Genomic DNA, 23,372 nt, shown 5'->3' with positions numbered 1-23,372 from the left:
AATGAGCAAGCATCATATAAACACCCAATGTATTCACGGCCCGCAAAAAGCAAACGACCCTCACGGCGCACTCACTTCTCCTTTGTATCAAACCTCAACTTTTCATTTTGAAAATGCAGCGCAAGGTGCAGCACGTTTTGCTGGCGATGAGCCGGGCTATATTTATACCCGCCTAGGCAACCCAACAACTACTGAGCTTGAACAAAAAGTAGCGCAATTAGAGGGCTGTGAAGCGGCTGCAGCAACGGCAACTGGTATGGGGGCGGTATCGGCCTCAGTACTTAGCTTTTTATCGCAAGGGGATCATTTAATTGCATCGAGTGCTTTATATGGGTGTACCTTTGCGTTTTTCTCGCACATGTTGCCGCGCTGGGGAATAGAAGTCACCTTTGTTGATATGACCAACGAGGATGAACTACGCGCTGCAATTAAACCCAATTCAAAAATGATATTTGTAGAAACGCCCATTAACCCCACTATGGCGGTTATCGATTTAGCATTAATTGGCGCCGTTGCAAAGCAGCACAACTTAATTAGCGTGGTCGACAACACCTTTTTAACGCCATTACTACAATCACCTAAGCAGTACGGTATCGATATTATAGTACACAGTGCTACCAAATATTTAAACGGCCATGGCGATGTGGTAGCGGGCATTGTATGTGGATCTATGGAGCATATAACGCTAATAAAAATGACGGTGCTTAAAGACATTGGCGCCACTATAAGCCCGCACGATGCTTGGCTTATTAATAGAGGTTTAAAAACCCTCGCCATAAGAATTGAGCGCCACTGTATCAGCGCACAAACAATTGCCGAATACTTAGAAGCGCACCCACAAGTAAGTAAAGTTTACTATCCTGGGCTTAAATCGCACCCTGGATATAAATTTATTGGCAAACAAATGAAAGCGGCAGGCGGTGTTATTGCTTTTGAGCTAAAAGGTAGTTTGCAGCAGGGGGCACAATTCATTGATAGTATGCGGCTTTGTACAATTGCCGTAAGTTTAGGCGACGCTGAAACACTTATTCAACATCCAGCCTCTATGACCCATTCACCTTACACACCAGAGGAAAGACTCGCTGCAGGTATTAGCGATGGATTAATTAGGCTTTCGGTTGGACTTGAAGATGTTAACGATATTATTACTGATCTTCATCAGGCATTTACTCAAATAAATTAGAGTGTATTTAATTGTGTACGATATTTTGCATCTTTAAAGCTTGTAGTTGCTAGGTTGTTTTAAATTGTTTACTTGCGTGTAATTTTAAGTGTACAAGATGGCTGATCGTGGCTAATACAGATGTAGCCCAAGCTATTAAACTTTTGTTCACTTTTGCATAGTATGGCTGCAATCGGTATCCAAGTTACTTGGGTATCACCCTGACACCGGTTTCGGGTTAATCCCAAAGAAGGTACTAATGGCTAAAGCAAGTAAATACACCTCCAAAACACCAGATGAAAATGGCGTTATACATTGGAGCGATGAAGAAAATAAAATTTGGTCTGAGCTCGTAGCGCGCCAACTTGCGTGCATTGAAGGCAAAGCCTGTAACGAATATATGGAAGGTTTAAAAAAAATAAACCTGCCACACGATCGTATTCCGCAACTTAGTGAGTTAAACGAAGTACTGCTAGCCACTACCGGTTGGCAAGTAGCGCCAGTGCCGGCACTTATCGACTTTGATGAGTTTTTTCGGTTACTGGCCAATAAGCAATTTCCGGTGGCGACTTTTATTCGTAGCCGGGATGAGTTTGATTACCTACAAGAACCCGATGTGTTTCATGAAATATTTGGTCACTGCGCTATGCTTACTAACCCTGATTTTGCAGAGTTTACGCATAAATACGGAAAACTTGGCTACGCGGCAGAGAAAAAAGATCGTGTATACCTAGCGCGCATGTACTGGTTTACCGTTGAATTTGGTTTAATGCAAACCGATAATGGTTTGCGTATATACGGCGGTGGTATTTTATCAAGCCCAGGAGAAACCCAGTACGTATACTCAAGCACGCCAGAAATTACGCCAATGAGTGTATTAGATGTGCTGCGTACCCCGTACCGAATTGATATTATGCAACCGCAGTACTACACCATAAATTCGATTCATGATCTGTTTGATATATCGCAAATGGATATAATGGCTTTGGTTGAACAAGCAAAAGAACTTGGCTTGCACGACCCAAAATTTTCACCAAAAGAAAAATTAGCTAGTTAACTTTAATATAAAAAGTAACGCTAAAGATAAGGATTTAAAATGTCTTCATTAAGTGCACAAAAATGCGAAGCCTGTCATGCCGATGCGCCAAAAGTATCAGACGAAGAGCTAGCGCAATTAATTACCAAAATCCCTGATTGGGTACCTGAAGTACGCGATGGCATTATGCAGCTTGAGCGTGTTTACAAATTTAAAAACTTTAAACAAGCTATTGCGTTTACTAACAAAGTAGGCGACATGGCTGAAGACGAAGGCCATCACCCAGGTTTATTAACCGAGTGGGGCAAAGTAACAGTTACTTGGTGGAGCCATTCAATTAAGGGACTACACAAAAACGATTTTATTTGCGCCGCTAAAACAGATGACGTATTTAACGCGCTGTAATACCAAACTAATTGAGCAAACCAACAAAGGCACTTATTTTTAAGTGCCTTTTTGCTTTTTAGGGAAAATAAAAGGCCAAACACAGGGAGCTTAGGCTAGGAGGCCGATATGGATTATTTAGCCCTTAACTATGTGATGCAGATAAGGGCTAAATTGGGTTAGCGCAAATTATTTGTCGGTGTTTAGCATTTCGTCATGCTCAGTCATATCCCAAGGAAGCTCGCCTGGGCTGTTATCTAAAAAGTGCAAATAGTTTTCAAATTGGTCGAGAATATCTTTCACAATATCATCTTCGCTATAGCCAAAAATATCATACGACAAACCACCACGGCGCAAGTATACCTCTGCACGACAATACGTTTCAGTGTTATCTGTTTCAGGTTTTAGCTCAGAGTGAACAAAACTTGGCATTGCATGCTCTGTTAACCTTATGTCGTATACAAAGTCCATATGTTCATGGCGTAAAACAGTTAAGTGCGCGCGACATAAGTCGGCATCAAATACTACTTCAGCATGCCATTGTCGAGATTTTAATTCGGCTTGCACTTCTTTCATCGCTTTAGTCACTACTTGGTCAATAAAGTTATGTACTTTGCTTTTGTTTGGGTAGTCGATCATGGCTGCTAAACGGCGCTTCCAATGCGATAAATTTAAGTTTCTGCCGTTTAAAGTATGTGCTTGTAAACTGGTATCGCGATGCCCTTCAATTACAAGCGCACGCCATAGGCCAACAGTGGCAATTAGCATAATAATAGCAAAGGGTAATGCACTGGCTATTGTCATAGTTTGCAGTGCGCTGAGCCCGCCTGCTAGTAATAAAGCTGCAGCAACCGCACCTTCAAGAACCGCCCAAAATACCCGCTGCCATGCAGGAGTGTTTGCATTACCACCTGAAGCTAATGAATCAATAACGAGTGAGCCAGAGTCAGACGAGGTAACAAAGAAGGTGATAATTAAGAATACCGTTAATAGCGAAATAAAGAATGACCAAGGTAATACTTCAAATAATTGAAATAGCGCTACGGCATGGTTCGCTTGCACATCAGTAATTAAAGTGTCTAAGCCTTCATTCATGATTAAATTGAGAGCCGTATCACCAAATATCGAAAACCATAAAAATGTGAATATGGTGGGCACTAACATTACCCCAACAACAAATTGCCTGATGGTGCGACCACGGCTAATTTTTGCGATAAACATACCCACAAAAGGTGCCCAGGCAATTGTCCAGCCAAATATAAATAAGGTCCAGTTACCTATCCAGTCGCTGCGACTATAAGCTTGCAAGTTAAAGGTACGCTCAACAATACCGCTTAAGTAACTGCCAGTATTTTGTAAAAAAGATTCTAAAATATGAATGCTAGGACCAATAAAAAATACAAACATCATTAAAGATATTGCCAAGGTCATATTCAAAATAGATAAGCGCTTAACGCCTTTATCCATACCTGCTACCACAGAGATGGTTGCTGCTGCGGTTATAATAGCAATGGCTGATATTTGCACTGTGGTATTTATAGGAATGCTTGGCCATAAATAATGTAGGCCCGCATTTATTTGCGTTACCGATAACCCCAAGGTCGTGGCTATACCAAATAGAGTACCTAAAATAGCAAATATATCGACCGCGTGACCAATTGGGCCATAAATTCTATCGCCAATTAAAGGATATAACGCTGAGCGAATTGATAGGGGCAAACCATGACGAAAAGCAAAGTAGGCAAGTACTAAACCTACAATTCCGTATATTGCCCATATATGAAATCCCCAATGGAAAAATGCAATTTGCATTGCTTGTTTAGCAGCGTTAACTGTTTCTGCCGCACCCGAAGGTGGAGATGCATAATGCAGTACAGGCTCAGCAACACCAAAGTAGAGCAGTGCAACACCGTAGCCTGCAGAAAATAACATAGCAAACCACTCTGCAAAGCTATATTGCGGCTCTGAGTGATCGGGCCCTAGTTTTATGTTTCCCCAACTAGAGGCGGCAACAGAGACTATAAATACTAAAAATATAGCGACAGATAACATATAAAACCAGCCAAAGGTTTCTGTTATCCAAGTAAGGGCGATACTGAATGCTTTACCAGCAAGTTCAGGGTTACTGCTCGTACCTATCACTAAAAGGAGAATGATGAATACGGCAGGCAAAAATACGGGGAGTAAAATAGTTGAGCGTAAAGCTTTTGTTGTCATATTAGTCCTTAATATTTATTGCTAACTTTAATGTATGCTTAACTACCTTATTATATTCTGGGTGTGCTTGGCTAATTTAATTACTTTTAGCTACTTCAAGTAAAGTAAACTGGTCTAAGCATTATTTATTCAAAGTACCTTTTTGCTTTTTTATTACATATTTAATAGCATGGTTAAAACAATTAAAAAAACAGCCTTAATGACCCTATCTCGTTATCACCTTGCAGCGCTAATTATTACAGTGACCTTTATAGACTCGATGTTTATTCCGCCTGTATTTGGCATACAGTGGCACAGCCAAAAATTTACCTATGAGTTGTCTACTTACCTAGTTTGGATAAAGCTGATATTGGTAAGTATTGCTACTTATGTGTTGATAAAAAGCATTAGTAAAACAAGCAAACATACTGTTCAAGAAAAATTAGTTAGCTTGCTATTGTTTATAATGGCAGGGTTACAAATTGTAGCACTTGGGCTTACATGTATTTGGTATGCCATTGTTGGCAGTCAAGCGCAATTTTATCAGCAGCAGGAAAATATAGTAGCGTATACCAGCGATGTAGGTGCATTTGGCAGTGCGTATCATCACTTTGGTTATCAGTGTGTGGGTGAATATGGTTTTTATACATACATGCCAATAGCCACTATCGATTGGTTACGGGACATGTCATTTTATGAGAAAAACAATCAGCTAATTATTCGTTATTATGATTTTAAAACGAAAAATCAGCAGGTAAAACAAATAGACTTACATGGCTTGAGTTGTAATGGGTGATTGTAATACACAATGCCGGCTAAATAAAAAGCGCTAAACCCACAAGGGCTTAGCGCTTTTAAATATACAATTAAAGTTCAGCTAAAACACTTAACTTTAAAGTGTCGTTGGGTTTCGCTGCGCTCTACCCAACCTACTTAACTATTCATCATCAATTGAGCGAAGCAGGGCGTTGATGCCTACTTTTTCGCGTGTTTGCTGATCTACTTTTTTCACTATAATTGCAGCGTACAGGCTGTGGCTACCGTCTTTTGATGGTAGTGCGCCAGGGACTACTACTGCGCCTGCTGGTACGCGGCCGTAGTGAATTTCACCGGTTTCACGGTCATAAATACGGGTACTTTGGCTGATGTAAACGCCCATTGAAATTACCGCGCCTTCTTCAACAATTACACCTTCTACTATTTCAGAGCGTGCGCCAATAAAACAGTTGTCTTCGATGATGGTTGGGTTGGCTTGTAATGGCTCTAAAACGCCGCCTATGCCTACGCCACCCGATAAGTGTACGTTCTTACCAATTTGTGCACACGAGCCTACAGTAGCCCATGTATCAACCATGGTGCCGTCGTCAACGTATGCTCCAATGTTTACATACGATGGCATAAGTACCACGTTTTTACCTACAAAGCTGCCTTTACGCGCAACAGCATTAGGCACTACGCGCATGCCGCCTTGTTTAAATTGCTCCGGCGTGTAGTCGCTAAATTTAAGTGGTACTTTGTCGTAAAACTGATTTACGCCATCGTCCATTGCTTGGTTTTCGCGAATACGGAACGACAGTAAAACCGCTTTTTTAAGCCATTGATGTACTACCCATTCACCCGATATTTTTTCAGCAACGCGTGCTGCGCCACTGTCTAGCAGGTCAAGCGCGTCAATAATGGCTTGCTTTACTTCAACAGATACTGTGCTTGGGCTAATGCTATCGCGGTTATCCCAGGCGTTTTCGATCATCGTTTTTAAATCTGACATAGTGTCCTCTTATTCGGTTTCTGCGTTGAGTTTTTTACGCAATGCTTGATGAATTTTGGCTTGTTCTTCGTCTGTAAGTGCTTGGTACTCGTTATTAGAGACCACGAAGAAATCTTCTGCGCGCTGCCCCACTGTGGTAATACGCGCAGCGTGTATGTGTAATAAGTGTGCTTGAAAAACTTCGGCTATTTTAGTCAATAAACCGGGTATATCAATTGCTTGGATTTCAATTAGGCTGCGATCTTTACGCGGATGCGGGCGCAGCACAATTTTAGGTTTTATATTAAAGTCTTTAAAGCGTTGCGAGCGATTCTTTTTGAAGCGAATTTTTTTACGCGGCTCAAACAAGGCTTGCTCTAGGGCGCGTTTAATTGATTGTGCTCTGCCACTGGCAATTGGCTCGCCATTTACTTCTAAAATAACAAAGTTAAATAGTACGTAGCCATCTTTGGTGGTAAGTACTTGCGCGTGCTGTATTTGCGCCTTTTTAGAACCAATAACACTCACTAAGCGGGCAAATAAAGGCCCAGAGTAAGGGCTGTATACAAATACTTGGGTGCCACCGTGCATCGCTTTATTTGATACGATAACACTCGGTTGACTTAAATCTTCGCTATTAACTAAATGCTGGCTGTGCCATGAAATTTGCTGTTCGCTAAAAGCGGTAAAGTAATTGGCTTTAAAGCGGCTCCAAATTAAATCAATTTGGTCTTCCATGTAGCCTAAGTTGAGTAATCGCTGTTTAGCTTGATGCTTTTTGTCGCGAATTTGGTCGCGTTGATCCATTGGATTTTCAAGCCCTAAACGCAGTGCGTGTTGCGTATGTAAGTAAAGCTCACGCAGCAGGGTGTTTTTCCAATCGTTCCATAAATTGTCGTTGGTGGCACGTATATCGGCAACGGTTAAGCAATATAAATAATCAAGTTGGCGCTCTGTTTTTACTCGTGTGGCAAAGTCTTTAATAACTCCAGGGTCGTTTATATCTTTACGTTGTGCGGTAACCGACATAAGTAAATGATTACTAACCAGCCATGCGATTAGTTTACCATCGGCGACAGAAAAGGCATGTAACTTTGCAAAGGCTAGTGCGTCAACAGCGCCCAGCTCTGAGTGGTCGCCACCACGGCCTTTGGCTATGTCATGAAATATACCCGCTAAATAAAGTAGCTCAGGTTTATCCATACGAGTGACTATTTCACTACAAATAGGAAATTCGCTGACACCGGTTTTATCAAAGTACTGATAAATATTATTTATTAATCTGTGGGTGTGCTCATCTACTGTGTAGGCATGAAATAAGTCAAATTGCATTTGCCCAAATATGTTTCGCCACTGCGGTAAATAAGCAGCCAGCATGCCGTGTTTATGCATTAAGGTAAACGCACGGCCCATACCATTGGGGTGCTTTATAAGACGTAAAAAAGCTTCGCGACAGGCAGCGTAATCTTGTAAGTCGCCCAGTAAACGGCGGCGCACTTGGCGAATCGTGCGAATAGTGCTGGGATAAATGTGCGTTATTTCTGGGTTGTCGGCAATATGCTCAAATAACATAAAAAGCTGATCGCGCCTAAAAAATACCGATGGGCTTTTTACTTTAATTTGATTGCCAATACGCTCAAAATTGCGATCAAGCTCTTGAATAATAGGTTGATGGTGTTTTGGCGAAATACTTTGTTCAAAGTACGCCAGTAGCATCAGGTTTAGTTCGCGTACGCGGCTCATTATTCTAAACAAACGCTTCATCATGCGCTCAACTGACGATTTACCATCGCTACCAAACCCCAGAATTTCGGCGGCTTGCGGTTGGTGATCAAACAGTAAGCGGTTTTCTGAACGCCCAGCAGCCAAATGCAGCGCAAAACGAATATTCCATAAGTTTTCTAGGCACTCTGAAAGCTCTTGAAACTCTTCGTGAGTAAGGTAGCCATGGCTAATAAGCTCTTGTAGGGTTTCTGCTCTAAAGTGTTTTTTAGCAACCCAAATAATGGTTTGCAGATCGCGCAGGCCACCGGGGTTTTCTTTTATGTTAGGTTCGAGATTATACGCTGTGCCGTGGCATTTTCGGTGGCGTAAATGTTGCTCTTGTACTTTGGCTAAAAAAAACTCATTTGAGCGCCACACTGGCGTGTCAATTATGTGGTTTTTTAGCTTTTCAAATTCTATATGATTACCAAAAATAAGCCGGCTTTCTAATAAGCTGGTGGCAAAGGTAACGTCTTCACGTTTTTGCTCTATGGCTTGCGCTATAGTGCGAACACTGTGCCCAATCTCTAAATTGAGATCCCAAAGCATGGTAACAAACTGACCTATTTTTTCGCTGATTTCAGCGTTTGGTTGTTGTGTTACTAGTAGCAAAAAGTCGATGTCGGAATAGGGGTGTAACTCACCTCGTCCATAACCACCTACGGCTATAAGTGCTAGGTCGGGTTCGTGCGCTAAATCATAAACATGAAACAGTTTGATCAGCAAACGATCTATGAATTCAGCCCTGGCATTAATTAAATTACCAACCGGTTGTTTAGAAAACTCATTAAAAAGCCATTTATAAAAATAGCTAGAACAATCGCGATAATCACTAAGTTGCTCTGCGTCGCTAAGCAACTTTTTTACTTTGTTGGGTAATGCCACCGGGGCTGATTCCTTATTTATACGAGTTCATTTTGATAAATAAATAGCTATCAAGTTGAACGGGTATTTTAATGCTCAATGATCCTGTCGATTGTATCATCTGATCGTAGCGTTAAAATTTCAACACCATTTTCAGTTACTAACAAAGTATGTTCCCACTGGGCTGACAAGCTACGGTCACGTGTAACCACAGTCCAATCATCTTTAAGTAGTTTACATTGGCGTTTGCCCGCATTGACCATAGGCTCAATAGTTAAACACATGCCGGCTTTTAATACTTCGCCAGTACCTGCTTTGCCATAGTGCATTACTTGTGGCTCTTCGTGAAACCCTGCGCCAATACCATGGCCACAGTATTCACGAACAATTGAGTAGTTGAAGCTTTCAGCATATTTTTGAATTGCTTCGCCAATATCGCCTAAACGCACACCTGGTTTTACCATCTTAATGGCAATGTAGAGGCTTTCTTGTGTTACTTCTGCAAGGCGTTTACCTTGAATGTTAGGGGTACCAACATGGAACATTTTAGAAGTGTCGCCGTGGTAGCCATCTTTAATTATGGTAACGTCAATATTAATACTGTCGCCATCTTTTAATGGCTTTTCGTTTGGAATACCATGGCAAATAACATGGTTTACAGAGGTACAAACTGATTTTGGAAAACCATGATAATTTAATGGAGCAGGGATTGCTTGTTGCACATTAACAATATAATCATGACAAATTGTATTTAGCTCATCGGTGGTCACGCCCGGCACTACATATGGGCCGATCATTTCAAGTACATCTGCCGCTAAGCGCCCAGCTACGCGCATTTTCTCTATTTCTTCAGGGGTCTTAATAATAGCGCTCATTGAAGCTCCAAAGTTGAGTTTTTAACATTTATCGTCGCACAATTTTTGCACGCGATGTTGAGTATTTAATTTTAATATGGTATAAAGCGCGCCGTCTTTTTACAAATAAATTCTTTAATGATTTTTTGTATTTAAGGCAAACACAATTTTATTTTAACACACACACGTATCGTCACATACACTTGGGTGCATTAGAAGTTTAAATACTTCGGTGTTGGTGCTATGGGATATGTGGAGGCCTAACCCTAAACAACTATAGAGGATCTATAAAATGGCAAACGTTTCAATGCGCGATATGCTTCAAGCTGGTGTTCACTTTGGTCACCAAGCACGTTACTGGAACCCTAAGATGAAGCCTTTCATCTTCGGCACACGTAACCGTGTACATATCATCAACCTTGAGCAAACTGTACCAATGTTCAACACTGCACTTAAGTTTTTATCTGGTGCTGCTGCAAACAAAGGTAAAGTTCTTTTCGTTGGTACTAAGCGTGCAGCAAGCGAAGCAGTGAAAGAATCTGCAATCGCAAGCGACCAGTACTATGTAAACCACCGTTGGTTAGGTGGCATGTTGACTAACTGGAAAACAGTTCGTCAATCAATCAAGCGTCTTAAAGACCTTGAAATACAAAGCCAAGACGGTACTTTCGAGAAGTTAACTAAGAAAGAAACGTTAATGCTTAACCGCGAAATGGAAAAGCTTGAGAAGAGCCTTGGCGGAATCAAGAACATGGGCGGTCTTCCAGACGCGCTTTTCGTTATTGATGCTGACCACGAGCACATTGCTATCCGTGAAGCTAACAACCTAGGTATTCCGGTTGTTGCAATTGTTGATACTAACTCGAACCCAGATGGCGTTGATTTCATCGTACCTGGTAACGATGATGCTATCCGTGCGGTAAGTCTTTACACTAACGCTGTTGCAACTGCGATCACTGAAGGCCGTGAGAACACACTTGTTGCTCAAGCTGAAAAAGACGATTTCGTAGAAGCTGAGTAATTAGCTGTCTTCAAGTCTTCATCTTTTAAAGGTGAAGACTTGCTATTCTTGTAGAGCGGGTAACCCGCTTATCTAAACCTGATTCAGATTTGAGGAATTACTAATGGCTGTAACTACTGCCCTAGTTAAAGAATTACGCGAGCGTACTGGCGCTGGCATGATGGATTGTAAAAAAGCGTTAACTGAAACTGATGGCGACATCGAGTTAGCGATTGAAAACATGCGTAAAAGTGGCGCGGCTAAAGCAGCTAAAAAAGCAGGCAATATCGCTGCTGAAGGCGCTATCATTATCAAGAAAAATGGTAATGTTGCAGTGCTAGTTGAAGTTAACTGTCAAACAGACTTCGTAGCTAAAGACGTAAGCTTTTTAGCGTTTGCTGATAAAGTAGCAGAAGCTGCAATTGCAGACACTGTGACTATCGAAGACTTACAAGCTAAGTTTGAAGAAGCACGCGTTGAGCTAGTAACTAAAATTGGTGAAAACATTAACGTACGTCGTCTACAGTACATCACGGGTGAAAACCTAGTTGAGTACCGTCATGGTGATCGTATTGGTGTTGTTGTTGCTGGTGTTGCTGATGAAGAAACACTTAAGCACGTTGCAATGCACGTTGCTGCATCAAGCCCTGAGTACTTAACTCCTTCAGACGTTCCTGCTGATGTTGTAGCTAAAGAACAACAAGTACAAATCGAAATCGCGATGAATGAAGGCAAATCTGCTGAAATCGCTGAGAAGATGGTTGTTGGCCGCATGAAAAAATTCACTGGTGAGGTTTCTCTTACTGGTCAAGCTTTCATCATGGAACCTAAGAAAACTGTTGGCGAAATTCTTAAAGAGAAAAACGCAACAGTTACTAGCTTCGTACGTGTAGAAGTTGGTGAAGGTATCGAAAGAAAAGAAGAAGATTTTGCTGCTGAAGTTGCTGCACAAATCGCTGCTGCTAAAGCTAAATAAGATTAACTATTTGTGTAGGGAGTAAAAAAGACATGCAATTAATGTGTTATTTGCTTTTGCTTCACAGCTAGAAATTCTTTAAAATAACCGCGCTTTTATGTTTAACATAAGCGCGGTTATTTTTTATCCATTTTTTATAAAAGTTGGCCCCAATACTATGACTATCAATCGTAAACCTATTTTTAGACGCGTTCTTCTCAAATTAAGCGGTGAAGCTTTAATGGGAGATGAAGGCTTTGGCATCGACCCTAAAGTGTTAGACCGCATGGCTCAAGAAATTAAAGAGCTCGTAGAGCTCGACGTAGAAGTGGGTTTAGTTATTGGCGGTGGAAATTTTTTACGCGGTGGCTCGTTAGCAGAAGCAGGCATGAATCGTGTTGTTGGCGATCACATGGGTATGCTTGCAACCGTAATGAATGGTTTGGCAATGCGTGATGCGCTGCATCGTGCATTTGTAAACTGTCGTTTAATGTCGGCTATTCCACTTCATGGTATGTGTGATGCGTACAATTGGGCTGAAGCAATTAGTTTATTAAAAACGGGCCGCGTAGTTATTTTTGCAGCCGGTACGGGTAACCCATTTTTCACTACCGACTCAGCAGCCTGTTTACGTGGTATCGAAATTGAAGCCGATACGGTAATTAAAGCGACTAAAGTAGATGGCGTTTACAGTGATGACCCAGTTAAAAATCCAGATGCGACACTTTATCGTCATTTAAGTTACAATGAGATAATTGAGAAAGAATTGAAAGTAATGGATTTAGCGGCATTTACATTAGCACGCGATCATAATATGCCATTGAGCGTATTTAATATGAATAAATCAGGCGCATTAAAACGTGTTATTATGGGTGAAGAAGAGGGAACCCTTATTTCTTCACAAGCCTCAGATGAAGTAATTAAATAGATTAGGATTAAACTGTGATTAACGATATTCAAAAAGATGCGCAAGAGCGCATGCAAAAGAGTGTAGCAGCACTGGGCAGCCAGTTATCTAAGATTCGTACTGGTCGTGCTCATCCTGCATTGCTAGATGGTATTATGGTGTCGTATTATGGCTCGCCAACACCGTTAAACCAAGTTGCTAACGTAACAATTGAAGATTCACGTACACTGGCTATTGGTGTATTTGATAAGTCACTTGCGCAAGCGGTAGAAAAAGCAATAATGGCATCTGACTTAGGTTTAAACCCTATGTCAGCAGGTTCAGTGATTCGTGTACCATTGCCAGCATTGACTGAAGAACGTCGTAAAAACTTAATTAAAATTGTTCGTGGTGAAGTTGAAGGCGGTCGTGTTGCAGTACGTAACATTCGTCGTGACGCGAATGGCGATTTTAAAAACTTATTGAAAGATAAAGATATTTCTGAAGATGAAGCGCGTCAAGCTGAAGAAGCAATTCAAAAGATGACCGATAAATTCATTAAAGAAATGGATACTCAATTAGCAGCTAAAGAAGCTGAGTTGATGGAAATCTAAGAAACTAATACGCTGCACTTGGGGTAATAGATTGAACCTATTGCAAGTAAATTCAACGCAGTTAGCGTTAAAAATAGCCACTTGAAATAGATTTATTATCCCGAGTACAGGTTAAATTTATTAGTTTTGAAACGCCGGCTGGGGTATACTAGGCGGCGTTTTTTTATGGAATACTCAATATTTATGGTTCTAGATGCTGACACAATTTCACAGCAATGTTTACCTAAACATGTAGCTATCATCATGGATGGTAACGGGCGTTGGGCGCAAGCCAGAAATAGACCGCGTGTGTTTGGGCATAAAAAAGGTGTGGACGCAGTTCGTCAATCTGTACAGTTTTGTACTAAATTAGGGATACAATCGTTAACCTTATTTGCTTTTAGTAGTGAGAACTGGCGTCGACCTGAAGACGAAGTAAAAACGTTAATGGAGCTTTTTTTATTTGTACTTAGTAAAGAAGTTAAAAAGCTGCATAAAAACAATGTAAAACTGACCATTATTGGAGACTTATCGCGGTTTTCTGAAAGCTTACGCAGTAAAGTAGATACTGCTCAAAAGCTTACAGCAAATAATACCGGGCTGCATTTAAATGTTGCTGCAAATTACGGTGGACGTTGGGATATGGCTAATGCTGCTAAACAACTTGCAGAGCAAGTTGCACAGGGGCAATTAGACCCAGCCGATATTACAGAAGAGCGTATAGCACAGTACATGAGTATGGCAGATCAGGCCGAGCCTGATTTACTAATTCGTACTGGTGGCGATGTCAGAATTAGTAACTTTTTACTCTGGCAAGCAGCTTACGCTGAACTTTACTTTACCGACACACTGTGGCCTGATTTTAATGAAGCAGCATTTGCTGAGGCCATAGCGTGTTACGTTGCCAGAGAGCGACGATTTGGTTGTACGGGCGAACAAATAAAACAATTACTCGCTCAAACCTAAATAGAATAAGGGTCATAATTTTGTTAAAACAACGCATTCTAACCTCACTCGTGCTAGCACCATTAGCGCTTGCTTTGGTTTTTTACACCCCACTGACATTATTTAGTTATTTTGCGGGTGCAATTGTATTAATGGGCGCATGGGAATGGTCTGCTTTTATGGGGCTGTGCAATAAACTTAAGCGCAGCGCTTTTGTACTTTTAGTTGCCGCTTTGCTAGCGTTACTAAACCTGCACTGGCCAATCGAATCACTTTGGCAAGATGGCAAATTGGTAGGTGATGCAAATTACTTATTTACGCTGTCGTTTGCATGGTGGATTGTTGCTAGTTATTTAGTATGGCGCTACCCAGAAATGGCTAAAGCATGGAACGAAGGCATAGTAATGCGCGGTATTGCCGGATTACTAACGTTAGTGCCTTTATGGTTAGCCCTAAATACGCTGCGCAGTGCGCAATATACCGAATCTAGTCATTTTGGCTCTATGCTTATTTTAGTGGTTTTAGGAATCGTATGGAGCGCCGATATTGGTGCCTACTTTACAGGTAAAAGCTTTGGTAAGCGTAAGCTCATGCCAAAAGTAAGCCCAAATAAAACTATTGAAGGTTTAGCCGGCGGCGTTGTCGCTGCAGTTATATTTGTGCTTACATTTTGTCATTTTACCGACGTAGATTTAATTGTATGGCCAATTTACGCCATTATGACTGTGTTTATTGCCTTGTTTTCAGCGGTGGGTGATTTGCTTGAAAGCATGTTTAAACGCGAAGCAGGACTTAAAGACAGCGGTAATTGCTTGCCAGGACATGGCGGGATTTTAGATCGTATTGATAGCCTAACCGCAGCCGCACCTATGTTTGTAATGTGTTATGCGTGGACTTTGAGTTTATGAGTGAAAAGCAGCAACTGGTAATTCTAGGGGCTACAGGCTCTATTGGCCTTAATACCTTAGATGTTGTGGCAAGAAATACTCAGCAGTTTAGTGTTTTTGCATTAGCTGCTGGGAAAAATGCTAAAAAAATGGCTGAGCTATGCATTGCGCATCAGCCACGCTATGGCGTTATGGCAACACAAAGCGCTGCTAAGCAATTGTCGTTATATTTAAGTAATACGCCATGTAAAACGCAGATAATGCATGGTGAGCAGGCTATGAGCGAGCTGTGTGGGCATCCAGAGGTTGATGCTGTCATGTCGGCAATTGTCGGCGCTGCAGGGTTATTGCCGACGTTAAGCGCAGTAGAAGCCGGAAAAAAAGTACTGCTCGCCAATAAAGAATCTTTGGTAATGTCGGGTCAGTTGTTTATTGATAAAGTAAAACAACACAAAGCGACATTGCTACCAATAGACAGTGAACATAACGCTATTTTTCAATGTTTACCGTATTCTCTACAAAATGCGCAAGGCGATCAACACCTGCAATCTCATGGCGTAAGTAAAATATTACTTACCGGATCAGGCGGCCCATTTTTAACCCGTGATATAAATACCCTTAAAGATGTAACCATAGCAGAAGCCGTGGCGCACCCTAATTGGTCTATGGGACAAAAAATATCGGTAGATTCAGCCACCATGATGAACAAAGGGCTTGAGTTTATTGAAGCTAAATGGCTGTTTAACTGCGACCCGAGTGATATTGATGTGGTTATTCATCCACAGAGTATAATTCATTCTATGGTGCAATATCACGACGGCTCAATTTTAGCGCAAATGGGTAACCCTGATATGCGTACCCCAATTGCCCATGCATTAGCTTACCCTGAGCGTATAAATGCAGGGGTTAAGCCGTTAAACTTTTCAGATATTAGTGACTTTTCGTTCACTAAACCTGACTTTTCTCGTTACCCTAATTTACAACTAGCGATTGATGCGTGTAGCGCAGGGCAAGGCGCAACAACGACAGTGAATGCCGCAAACGAGATCGCGGTAAGTGCATTTTTAAATGGTGAAATTGGTTTTACCGATATATACACAATAAATGCACAGACTCTCGAAGCGGCCACGTACACCAATGTGCAAAGCTTAGATGAAATTTTAGAGTGCGATAGATTAGCGCGTTTAAGCGCATCGCAGTTTATAACAAAAGTGACGCATTAATATGTTCGATTTTTTTTGGAATCTCGGCTCATTTATTTTAGCGCTGGGCATTTTAGTTACAGTACATGAATACGGCCACTTTTGGGTGGCGCGTAAAGCCGGCGTTAAAGTGCTGCGCTTTTCTATCGGCTTTGGTAAACCATTGCTAAAATGGCGTGATAAATACGATACCGAGTACGTTATAGCAGCCATACCTTTGGGTGGTTATGTAAAAATGCTCGATGAGCGGGTTGATGAAGTACCTGCAAATCAGCGTCATTTATCGTTTAATGCTAAGTCGGTACAAGCGCGTATAGCGATTGTTGCTGCGGGGCCCGTTGCTAACTTTATATTTGCTATATTTGCACTTGCCGTTATGTATATGGTGGGTGTGCAATCAGTAAAACCTGTTGTTGGCAGTGTGGTTGAAGGCAGTCGTGCAGCGCAAGCGGGATTAATGCCGAGCCAACAAATTATTAAAATTGGTGATGATGAAATTACCACCTGGCAAGACGCAACCTTTGCGCTTATGTCGAGTTTAGGTGATAAAAGCGTTGCAGTAACTGTACGTAACGAAAACTATCAGCAGCAAACAAAAATGCTCAATTTAGACGGCTGGAAACTTGATCAGCAAGACGTGCCACCATTGAGCTCTCTAGGCATAGTACCATTTAGGCCACAAGCAACACTTAGTATTGCTGCGGTTACTAAAAGCTCTGCTGCAGAGCTGGCAGGGTTAAAAATAAATGATACTATTGTGGCTGTAAATGGCGAAACAATAAGCAATTGGCAGCAATTAGTTAATCTTATTACCCAATCGGCTAACAAATCATTACAATTTAGTGTAAAAAGACAAGACACTATAAAAATAATATCGGTAATACCTCAAGCTAGGGTTAACGCTCAGGGCATAGAGCAAGGCTTTTTAGGGGTTGCACCAATAGTAGAAAAATGGCCGCAAGGTTATATAGAAACTAGACATTATGGCCCGCTCGATAGTATTGTGCGAGGTAGTAAAGAAACGTGGCGATTAATTACCCTTAGCTTTGATATGATAGGTAATTTAATTTCAGGCCAGATTTCGGTTAAAAATTTAAGTGGCCCAGTAGGCATTGCCGTAGGCGCGGGGACTAGCGTAAGCTACGGTTTCGTTGCGTTTTTAAGCTTTTTAGCACTGATCAGTGTTAACTTGGGTGTATTTAATTTATTGCCCTTGCCAGTGCTTGATGGCGGACACTTAATGTATTACATAATTGAACTTTTTCGTAAAAAGCCAGTCTCTGAAAAGACACAAGAGTTTGGTTTTAAAGTGGGTGCGTTACTACTCATTTTTTTAACATGTTTCGCTTTGTTCAATGATGTATCGCGTTTGTCGTTTTAACGTGACAATGACTAATTAGAACCACGATTGTACAGCTCGTAAATTTACTTTTCGATGCTAAGCGGTAATACAGTTGTAAAGGATAAATATAATAAAATGGCTATAAAAAAACATTTGGTAGTTTCAAGTTTATTGGGTGCAAGCTTTGCAGCCCTAGGCCAAAACTCCTTTATTGTTGAAGATCTCAAAGTTGAAGGTTTACAGCGTGTAGCACTGGGTGCTGCATTAACGCATATTCCTATTAACGTGGGCGATAATGTTGATGAGTACACGATTTCAAAAACAATCAAGTCTCTCTACCGCTCAGGTCACTTTGACAATATAAAAGCGCTACGCGACGGTAATAACGTTGTTTTTAAAGTAACTGAACGCCCAACAATTAGCTTTATTGAGTTTGATGGCAATAAAGATATTAAAGATGAGCAGCTTAATCAGTCACTTGATCAGCAAAATATTCGCCAAGGCGAGCCACTAGATAAAACCGTTATTGATAATATAGAAAAAGGCTTAACTGAATTTTTCCATAGTATTGGTAAATACAACGCTAAAGTTGATATTAGTATCACTAAACTGCCGCGTAACCGGGTTAAACTTAAATTAAAATTTGATGAAGGTGATGCAGCATCAATTCGTCAAATTAACTTGGTAGGTAATGAACTTTTTTCTAATGAAGAGCTATTACAACTGGCTGAGTCGCAACAAGACTTACCTTGGTGGCAGTTTATGGGCAGCGACCGCTACCAAAAACAAACCATTGAAGGCGATTTAGAAAAAATTCGTAGCTTTTATTTAGACCGTGGTTACCTACGTTTTAACATAGACTCTACCCAAGTGTCGGTTAGCCCAGAGCGTGAGTCTGTATACGTTACAGCTAACTTAACAGAAGGGGTTAAATATAAAGTTAAAGGTTTTGACTTTATTGGTGACTTACTTGGTCGCGAAGACTTAATTAAAAGTGTTATTCCACTACGAGCGGGTGAGTTATATAACGGCTCAGTGGTTACCTCTTCAGAAGAATTTATAAAAAGCTACTTAGCGCGTTTTGGTTATGCCAATGCTGAAGTACGCACAATTCCGCAAATTGATGACGAAAATCAAGAAGTACAACTAACCTTATCGGTTAACCCTGGTAAGCGTGTTTATGTGCGCCGGATTATTGTTGGTGGTAACCAAAGTACTGCAGATGAAGTGCTACGCCGCGAAATGACACAGCTTGAAGGCGCATGGTTATCTAACCAAAGCTTAGAGCGTTCAAAATTACAAATTCAGCGTTTACCTTATATGGAAAAAGTTGATTTTAACGTTGTGCCAGTCCCAGGTGTTGATGACCAAGTAGATGTTGATTTTACGGTTAAAGAGCAGTCGGCTGGTAGCTTTAATGCCGGCTTAGCGTATGGCTCATACCTAGGCTTACAGTTTAATATTGGTGTAACAGAATCTAACTTTTTAGGTACTGGTAATCAAATAGGCTTTAATATTAATACCTCGCGTGGTTCTGAGCGTGTGAGCGTGTCTTATACCGACCCATACTTCACGCCAGATGGCGTATCGCAAGGTAGCAGTATTTTTTACAGTAACTACGATGCAAGTAAGTTTAGTTTGATCGACTATAAGTCGAAAAGCTATGGATTGGGGACTAATATAGGCTTCCCAATTGATGCGGTTAACCGCATTAACTTTGGTGTTCGTTGGATTCAAGAAGAGCTTTCAGATATTGCAGAGTACGAGCAAACGCGTGTACTGCGTGAAACCTTCTTAGACCAAGACAACCCAGATGCTGGTTTTGACTTTACTAAATATGAGTTAAGTGCTGGCTGGTCTCGCGTTACGGTAAACCGTGGTTTATTCCCAACAGCGGGCTCACGTCAAACGCTAAACTTAACAGCAACAACGCCGAATTCTGACTTAAAATACTTTAAGTTAAACTATGATTCGCGTTTTTACTGGCCAATATCGAACGACCATCGCTGGGTGTTCTCAACCCGTGCGGCGTTAGGTTACGGTAATGGTTATGGCTCAACTAACGGCTACGACCAAGTACTGCCATTCCAAGAATACTTCCGTATTACTGAAATGGAACTACGTGGTTTTGACCGAAATACAATTTTACCACGCGCAATTGCACGTATACCGCAATCAATTCCGGGTACACCTTTACCAGACGGCTCAACCACAGGTAATATAGGCGGCTCATCTGAATTTGATGTGCTAGTACCACAAGGTCGAATTGGTGGTAATGCTAAAGCGATAGCAGGTATGGAATTAATTGTACCTACACCGTTTTTAGATGAAGAAAATACCAGCTCAGTACGTACCAGTTTCTTTGTTGATGCTGCTAACGTATGGGATACCGAGTTTAACGTAGACCGTTACCAAAATTTAGCAGCCGATGAGCGAGCTAAATTAGATGATTACTCTGATCCAATGCGTTTTAGGGTTTCAACCGGTTTATCATTACAGTGGATCTCTCCAATGGGTCCAATGCTGATTAGTTTTGCGTATCCATTGCAAAAAGAAGAAGATGACGATACGAAGACCATCAGTTTTAATATTAGTAACAGCTTTTAAAGGAGTTTTTTGTGAATAAATTATTTAAATCAACGGCAGTAGCTGTTTTAGCAACACTTATGATGGGCACCTCGGTAAGTGCATTTGCACATAAAGTAGGTATTGTAGACATGCAAGAAATCTACAAGCAAATACCACAAATGGCTAAAATTGAGCAATCTCTACAAACTGAGTTTGCAGAGCGCCGTCAAGAGTTAGAAAAGCTACAAGGCGATATTCGCTTTGAAGCTGAAAAGTTCAAGCGTGAAAGTACCACTATGAGCCAAGCGCAAAAAGATAAACTGCGTGACAAAATTCAGGGTATGCAAAAAAACCTTGCTGAAGTAGGTCGTCCTCTTGAGCAAGAAATTAAAGCACGCCAAAACCAAGAGCTTGCAAAAGTGCAGGGTTTAATTATCAAAACAATTGAAGACATTGCTAAAGATGGCGACTTTGATGAAGTTAAAGTTAAAGATACAACTATTTACTTTAACCCTAAAAAAGTAACTGATCTTTCTAATAAAGTAGTTGCTGCAGTGAGTAAGAAATAATTAAGTTATGCAAAATTATACGCTTTCGCAAATAGCGGAACTTCTAAGCGCCGAGCTGCAAGGTGATGGCGCTTTAGAAATCACAAAAATAGCAACACTTGCACATGCCCGCTCAGGGCATATTGCATTTTTAGCGAATAAGAAATATCGCTCGCAACTTGAAGTGACTCAAGCCAGTGCTGTCATTGTTAGTGAAGCAGATGCTCCTTACTTTAACGGCAATAAACTAATAGTTGCAAATCCGTATGTAAGTTACGCCAAGCTTGCGCAATTAATGGATACGACGCCACGCTCTGCCGCAACAGGCATTCATCCAAGCGCGGTTGTTCACCCAAATGCGACAGTAAGTAAAAGTGCCGCTATTGGCGCTAATACGGTAATTGAAAGCAATGCAATAATTAACGATAACGTACAAATTGGTCCGAACAGTTTTATTGGTGAAGGTGTTAAAATAGGCTCAGGCACTAAGCTTTGGTCGAATGTAACTATTTATCATAATGTTGAAATTGGCTCAGATTGTTTGTTGCAAGCCAATAGCGTTATAGGTAGTGATGGTTTTGGTTATGCTAATGAGCGTGGGCAATGGATTAAAATTCCTCAGCTTGGCTCTGTTATTATTGGTGATAAAGTTGAAATTGGCGCAAGTACTACAATTGATCGTGGTGCACTTGACGATACTATTATCCATAGTAATGTAATTATTGATAACCAATGCCAAATAGCACATAACGTTGAAGTTAACTCAGGCACAGCTATTGCTGGTTGTACTGTACTTGCTGGTAGCGTCACCATAGGTAAAAACTGCCAAATTGGCGGCATGACAGCAATTAATGGTCACATGAGCGTCTGTGATGGTGTTATAATTACGGGTATGAGTATGGTGACAAAATCAATCACCGAGCCAGGTATCTATTCATCTGGTATACCTCATACTACAAACAAAGAATGGCGTAAATCAATCGCTCACTTGCGTAACCTTTCTGAAATGAAAAGCCGTATTAAAGCACTTGAGCAATTAAATAAGCCATAAACGTTGAACACTAATGAGGATGCTATTTTGGCAAACGAATTAAATAGCCTTGATATTCAAGAAATTTTAAGTTTATTACCGCATCGCTACCCGATGTTATTAGTTGATAGAGTAATTGACTTTACACCTGGAAAATCTTTGCATGCTATTAAAAATGTGACTATAAACGAACCCATTTTTACCGGGCATTTCCCAAATCAGCCAATTTTTCCGGGTGTATTAATATTAGAAGCCATGGCTCAAGCAACTGGGTTACTTGGCTTTAAAACGGTTGAAAACCGTAGCGAAAATGAATTGTATTTGTTTGCAGCTGTAGATAATGCACGTTTTAAAAAACCAGTACTTCCTGGTGATACTATGCATTTACATGTTGAGTTTTTAAAAGAACGTCGTAATTTATGGAAGTTTGCAGCAGAAGCAAAAGTCGATGGCAAGCTAGTATGTAGCGCCGAAATTATGTGTGCGAGAAGAGAGTTTTAATTGTGATTCATCCAACGGCAATAATCGAACCAGGCGCGACACTAGGCAGCAATGTTTCAGTGGGACCATATAGTTATATTGGCAATGATGTTGTCATTGGTGATAACTGTATTATTGAGTCTCATGTTGTAGTTAAAGGCCCATCAACTATCGGTTCTGGAAATCATATTTTTCAGTTTGCGTCGGTTGGTGAAGCATGCCAAGACAAAAAGTACAGCAACGAACCAACATCGCTCACTATTGGTGACAATAATATTATTCGTGAATGCGTTACAATTCACCGTGGCACAATTCAAGATCAGGGCGTAACCATTATAGGTAGTAATAACCTGTTTATGGCCTATACCCATGTTGCTCACGATGCAGTGATTGGCGATAATGTTATATTTGCTAATAACGCCAGTGTAGCAGGGCATGTACATATTGGTGACTGGGTTATTCTTGCGGGCAACTCAGGTATACATCAGTTTTGTAAGGTAGGCGCACATGCATTTGTAGGCATGTATTCAGCTATTAATAAAGATGTACCACCATTTGTTACCACTATAGGTATACCTGCAGGTCCAGTTGCAATTAATACTGAGGGCATGAAACGCCGTGGTTTTCAAAGCGATGAGATAATGGCTGTACGCCGTGCTTATAAAGTATTTTATCGTAAAAGCCTAGGTGTAGATGAAGCAATTGAGTCACTTAGCGAAGATGCGCAAAAGTATCCAGCAGTACAGTTAATGATAGATTTTGTTAAAAGCTCAGAGCGCGGTATCGTACGATAAACGCCTTTTAGCTTATATAAAAAACCACCTAAGAGTAATCGATGGTGGTTTTTTATTGCTTATTATTTATAATTATTAGTGAGTAATTCAGGATCAGCTCAGGCAAGTAGCTGTAGGCTAGTTGCTAATTATATC

At 40.9% G+C, this 23,372-nt stretch carries 21 protein-coding genes; 17 read left to right on the top strand and 4 right to left on the bottom strand.

The features are described from left to right. The first annotated feature begins 1 nt into the window (after position 1). The 3 genes from megL (at position 2) to H5058_RS07160 (ending at position 2,603) form a co-directional block, all read left to right on the top strand. Positions 2-1,183 carry a methionine gamma-lyase gene (gene megL, locus H5058_RS07170; protein WP_182677460.1) on the top strand — a complete coding sequence of 394 codons (1,182 nt, stop codon included), beginning with the start codon at positions 2-4 and terminating at the stop codon, positions 1,181-1,183. A gap of 238 nt (positions 1,184-1,421) precedes the next feature. Then, positions 1,422-2,219, top strand: a complete 798-nt coding sequence (gene phhA, locus H5058_RS07165; protein WP_011328701.1) for a phenylalanine 4-monooxygenase — start codon at positions 1,422-1,424, stop codon at positions 2,217-2,219. A 39-nt stretch (positions 2,220-2,258) separates the two neighbouring features. Then, entirely contained in the window at positions 2,259-2,603 is a 345-nt protein-coding gene (locus tag H5058_RS07160; RefSeq protein ID WP_011328700.1) for a 4a-hydroxytetrahydrobiopterin dehydratase, read from the top strand. 168 nt (positions 2,604-2,771) lie between these two features. On the opposite strand, the gene H5058_RS07155 is transcribed toward H5058_RS07160, so the two are convergent. Continuing rightward, positions 2,772-4,799 carry a BCCT family transporter gene (locus H5058_RS07155; protein WP_089368559.1) on the bottom strand — a complete coding sequence of 676 codons (2,028 nt, stop codon included), beginning with the start codon at positions 4,797-4,799 and terminating at the stop codon, positions 2,772-2,774. A gap of 199 nt (positions 4,800-4,998) precedes the next feature. On the opposite strand from H5058_RS07155, the gene H5058_RS07150 reads away from it, so the two are divergent. Continuing rightward, the gene (locus H5058_RS07150) at positions 4,999-5,574 is read left to right on the top strand and encodes a hypothetical protein (protein ID WP_179807535.1); all 576 of its coding nucleotides are present in this window, start codon (positions 4,999-5,001) and stop codon (positions 5,572-5,574) included. Between the two features lie 141 nt (positions 5,575-5,715). Here the strand turns inward: H5058_RS07150 and dapD are convergent, their stop codons facing one another. The 3 genes from dapD to map all read right to left on the bottom strand — a co-directional run bounded on the left by dapD (position 5,716) and on the right by map (position 10,028). Continuing rightward, on the bottom strand, positions 5,716-6,546 hold the full coding sequence (dapD, locus tag H5058_RS07145) for a 2,3,4,5-tetrahydropyridine-2,6-dicarboxylate N-succinyltransferase (RefSeq protein ID WP_011328697.1): 831 nt from the start codon (positions 6,544-6,546) through the stop codon (positions 5,716-5,718). 9 nt (positions 6,547-6,555) lie between these two features. Next, positions 6,556-9,174 carry a [protein-PII] uridylyltransferase gene (glnD, locus tag H5058_RS07140; RefSeq protein ID WP_011328696.1) on the bottom strand — a complete coding sequence of 873 codons (2,619 nt, stop codon included), beginning with the start codon at positions 9,172-9,174 and terminating at the stop codon, positions 6,556-6,558. A gap of 68 nt (positions 9,175-9,242) precedes the next feature. Next, entirely contained in the window at positions 9,243-10,028 is a 786-nt protein-coding gene (gene map, locus H5058_RS07135; RefSeq protein WP_011328695.1) for a type I methionyl aminopeptidase, read from the bottom strand. A gap of 271 nt (positions 10,029-10,299) precedes the next feature. Between map and rpsB the strand changes: the two genes are divergently transcribed. From rpsB to lpxA, 13 genes are all read left to right on the top strand, one after another. Continuing rightward, positions 10,300-11,028: a 30S ribosomal protein S2 gene (gene rpsB / locus H5058_RS07130; protein ID WP_011328694.1), complete on the top strand. Its 729-nt coding sequence runs from the start codon at positions 10,300-10,302 to the stop codon at positions 11,026-11,028. Between the two features lie 103 nt (positions 11,029-11,131). Then, complete coding sequence (tsf, locus tag H5058_RS07125; protein ID WP_011328693.1) at positions 11,132-11,983, top strand: translation elongation factor Ts; 852 nt, start codon at positions 11,132-11,134, stop codon at positions 11,981-11,983. A 157-nt stretch (positions 11,984-12,140) separates the two neighbouring features. Next, positions 12,141-12,890 carry a UMP kinase gene (pyrH, locus tag H5058_RS07120; protein ID WP_011328692.1) on the top strand — a complete coding sequence of 250 codons (750 nt, stop codon included), beginning with the start codon at positions 12,141-12,143 and terminating at the stop codon, positions 12,888-12,890. 50 nt (positions 12,891-12,940) lie between these two features. Next, positions 12,941-13,462 carry a ribosome recycling factor gene (gene frr / locus H5058_RS07115; RefSeq protein WP_011328691.1) on the top strand — a complete coding sequence of 174 codons (522 nt, stop codon included), beginning with the start codon at positions 12,941-12,943 and terminating at the stop codon, positions 13,460-13,462. Between the two features lie 165 nt (positions 13,463-13,627). Next, positions 13,628-14,407, top strand: coding sequence for an isoprenyl transferase (locus H5058_RS07110; protein WP_011328690.1), 780 nt, complete (start codon positions 13,628-13,630; stop codon positions 14,405-14,407). 20 nt (positions 14,408-14,427) lie between these two features. Further along, positions 14,428-15,294 (top strand): phosphatidate cytidylyltransferase, encoded by an 867-nt coding sequence (locus H5058_RS07105; protein WP_011328689.1) that lies wholly within the window; start codon positions 14,428-14,430, stop codon positions 15,292-15,294. Beyond that, complete coding sequence (ispC, locus tag H5058_RS07100; protein WP_011328688.1) at positions 15,291-16,496, top strand: 1-deoxy-D-xylulose-5-phosphate reductoisomerase; 1,206 nt, start codon at positions 15,291-15,293, stop codon at positions 16,494-16,496. Before H5058_RS07105 ends, ispC begins: the two co-directional genes overlap by 4 nt. A 1-nt stretch (position 16,497) precedes the next feature. Further along, positions 16,498-17,856 carry a sigma E protease regulator RseP gene (gene rseP, locus H5058_RS07095; protein ID WP_182677458.1) on the top strand — a complete coding sequence of 453 codons (1,359 nt, stop codon included), beginning with the start codon at positions 16,498-16,500 and terminating at the stop codon, positions 17,854-17,856. A gap of 96 nt (positions 17,857-17,952) precedes the next feature. Further along, positions 17,953-20,424 (top strand): outer membrane protein assembly factor BamA, encoded by a 2,472-nt coding sequence (gene bamA, locus H5058_RS07090; RefSeq protein ID WP_182677457.1) that lies wholly within the window; start codon positions 17,953-17,955, stop codon positions 20,422-20,424. A gap of 11 nt (positions 20,425-20,435) precedes the next feature. Next, a complete protein-coding gene (locus H5058_RS07085; RefSeq protein WP_041454497.1) occupies positions 20,436-20,954 on the top strand; it encodes an OmpH family outer membrane protein in 519 nt (172 codons plus the stop codon). Between the two features lie 7 nt (positions 20,955-20,961). Further along, positions 20,962-21,984 carry a UDP-3-O-(3-hydroxymyristoyl)glucosamine N-acyltransferase gene (lpxD, locus tag H5058_RS07080; protein WP_011328684.1) on the top strand — a complete coding sequence of 341 codons (1,023 nt, stop codon included), beginning with the start codon at positions 20,962-20,964 and terminating at the stop codon, positions 21,982-21,984. A gap of 27 nt (positions 21,985-22,011) precedes the next feature. Further along, complete coding sequence (gene fabZ / locus H5058_RS07075; protein WP_011328683.1) at positions 22,012-22,464, top strand: 3-hydroxyacyl-ACP dehydratase FabZ; 453 nt, start codon at positions 22,012-22,014, stop codon at positions 22,462-22,464. 2 nt (positions 22,465-22,466) lie between these two features. Beyond that, entirely contained in the window at positions 22,467-23,237 is a 771-nt protein-coding gene (gene lpxA / locus H5058_RS07070) for an acyl-ACP--UDP-N-acetylglucosamine O-acyltransferase (RefSeq protein WP_182677455.1), read from the top strand. Positions 23,238-23,372: the final 135 nt, after the last annotated feature.

This window comes from Pseudoalteromonas sp. SR45-4, from assembly GCF_014163535.1.
Classification (GTDB): domain Bacteria; phylum Pseudomonadota; class Gammaproteobacteria; order Enterobacterales; family Alteromonadaceae; genus Pseudoalteromonas; species Pseudoalteromonas nigrifaciens.
This window is presented reverse-complemented; position numbering and strand designations above follow the sequence as displayed.

Excerpts from the sequence above, each read along its gene's own strand:
- megL (WP_182677460.1), top strand. The coding sequence starts at position 2 with ATGAGCAAGCATCATATAAACACCCAATGTATTCACGGCCCGCAAAAA.
- H5058_RS07110 (WP_011328690.1), top strand. The coding sequence starts at position 13,628 with ATGGAATACTCAATATTTATGGTTCTAGATGCTGACACAATTTCACAG.
- rpsB (WP_011328694.1), top strand. The coding sequence starts at position 10,300 with ATGGCAAACGTTTCAATGCGCGATATGCTTCAAGCTGGTGTTCACTTT.
- H5058_RS07155 (WP_089368559.1), bottom strand. The coding sequence starts at position 4,799 with ATGACAACAAAAGCTTTACGCTCAACTATTTTACTCCCCGTATTTTTG.
- phhA (WP_011328701.1), top strand. The coding sequence starts at position 1,422 with ATGGCTAAAGCAAGTAAATACACCTCCAAAACACCAGATGAAAATGGC.
- ispC (WP_011328688.1), top strand. The coding sequence starts at position 15,291 with ATGAGTGAAAAGCAGCAACTGGTAATTCTAGGGGCTACAGGCTCTATT.
- frr (WP_011328691.1), top strand. The coding sequence starts at position 12,941 with ATGCAAAAGAGTGTAGCAGCACTGGGCAGCCAGTTATCTAAGATTCGT.
- bamA (WP_182677457.1), top strand. The coding sequence starts at position 17,953 with ATGGCTATAAAAAAACATTTGGTAGTTTCAAGTTTATTGGGTGCAAGC.
- map (WP_011328695.1), bottom strand. The coding sequence starts at position 10,028 with ATGAGCGCTATTATTAAGACCCCTGAAGAAATAGAGAAAATGCGCGTA.
- pyrH (WP_011328692.1), top strand. The coding sequence starts at position 12,141 with ATGACTATCAATCGTAAACCTATTTTTAGACGCGTTCTTCTCAAATTA.
- dapD (WP_011328697.1), bottom strand. The coding sequence starts at position 6,546 with ATGTCAGATTTAAAAACGATGATCGAAAACGCCTGGGATAACCGCGAT.
- rseP (WP_182677458.1), top strand. The coding sequence starts at position 16,498 with ATGTTCGATTTTTTTTGGAATCTCGGCTCATTTATTTTAGCGCTGGGC.
- H5058_RS07150 (WP_179807535.1), top strand. The coding sequence starts at position 4,999 with ATGACCCTATCTCGTTATCACCTTGCAGCGCTAATTATTACAGTGACC.
- H5058_RS07160 (WP_011328700.1), top strand. The coding sequence starts at position 2,259 with ATGTCTTCATTAAGTGCACAAAAATGCGAAGCCTGTCATGCCGATGCG.
- tsf (WP_011328693.1), top strand. The coding sequence starts at position 11,132 with ATGGCTGTAACTACTGCCCTAGTTAAAGAATTACGCGAGCGTACTGGC.
- lpxD (WP_011328684.1), top strand. The coding sequence starts at position 20,962 with ATGCAAAATTATACGCTTTCGCAAATAGCGGAACTTCTAAGCGCCGAG.